General features: G+C 62.4%; 3 protein-coding genes. All 3 read left to right on the plus strand.

Annotation, left to right across the window (positions count from 1 at the left end; genetic code table 11):
- On the plus strand, positions 1 to 206 hold a 206-nt coding region (locus A3764_RS17840), incomplete at its 5' end, for a DUF411 domain-containing protein (protein WP_330220543.1).
- A 22-nt stretch (positions 207 to 228) separates the two neighbouring features.
- On the plus strand, positions 229 to 1,011 hold the full coding sequence (locus A3764_RS17845; protein ID WP_048535492.1) for a ZIP family metal transporter: 783 nt from the start codon (positions 229 to 231) through the stop codon (positions 1,009 to 1,011).
- A 4-nt stretch (positions 1,012 to 1,015) separates the two neighbouring features.
- The coding region (locus A3764_RS17850) for a signal peptidase II (protein ID WP_201722461.1) at positions 1,016 to 1,251 on the plus strand (236 nt) is incomplete at its 3' end.

The raw sequence follows: 1,251 nt of genomic DNA on the forward strand, positions 1-1,251 counted from the left end.
GCTATGTGATCGAGGGCCACGTGCCGGCGGCTGACATCCAACGCCTGCTGGAGGACCGGCCAGACGCGGTAGGCCTGGCGGTGCCGGGAATGCCCTACGGGTCGCCCGGCATGGGACCGGAGGACGACCGGGAGGCTTACGATGTCTTCCTGATCCACGAAGACGGATCGACCGAGGTCTACACCAGCTACTCGGCTCCTGACTGAACTCGCGGCAGAACCTTAACAATTGGAACCCCTCTCCCCCATAGCGCTTGGCTTTCTTGGAAGCCTGGCCGCCGGATCGCTGACCGCGGTCGGGGCGGTCCCCGTTCTTTTTGGGCGCATCCCGTCCCGGGCCACGCGCGATCTGCTGCTTGGCTTCGCGGCGGGTGTCATGCTCGCGGCTTCGTTCTTCTCGCTGATCATCCCGGCTCTCGACGCAGCTGAAGGACAGTTCGACAACGGTGCTCTCCCGGCGGCCATCGTATGTGTTGCGATCCTGCTTGGCATGGGCGCGGTCGCTCTGATGAACGAACGGCTGCCGCATGAACATTTCAAGACGGGGCGGGAAGGTCCCGACGCCGCATCGCTGCGGCGCGTCTGGCTTTTCATCATCGCGATCACTATCCACAATTTTCCCGAAGGGCTTGCCGTCGGCGTCGGGTTCGGGGCTGACGGTTTGTCGGGCGGGTTGCCACTTGCGATCGGTATTGGATTACAGAATGCCCCCGAAGGTCTGGCGGTGGCGGTTTCGTTGCTCGGCGAGGGCTATTCCAGGTTTCGCGCCTGGGGCATCGCCGCCCTGACCGGTCTCGTCGAGCCCGTCGGCGGGCTCATCGGCGCGGGTATCATCGGCATCTCGCAACCGCTGCTGCCTTGGGGTCTCGCCTTCGCAGCAGGGGCGATGCTCTATGTCATCAGCCACGAGATCATTCCGGAAACCCACCGGTCCGGACATCAGAACAGGGCGACGCTCGGCCTCGCGGTTGGTCTTGTGATCATGTTGTTCCTCGACGTCTGGCTGGGATAAGCGGATGAGATCTTGCCTCTTCGTCGGTCTGCTTGCTGCTCTGATCGCCTTTCTTGTCGATCAGGCAACGAAGGCAATCGTTGTTTCCAATGCGACTGTTCTTAGTTCCGGCGTATCGGTCTTTCCCGGCTTCAATCTCATCTACCTGCGCAATGACGGGGTGACCTTCGGGCTTCTCGGCGGTGCGCCATGGTGGAGCCTTGTCGTATTGGCACTTGGCATCTGCGTCTGGTTGGCGGC

It is taken from the genome of Sulfitobacter sp. HI0129, from assembly GCF_001635395.1.
In the GTDB taxonomy this organism is placed as follows: Bacteria; Pseudomonadota; Alphaproteobacteria; order Rhodobacterales; family Rhodobacteraceae; genus Sulfitobacter.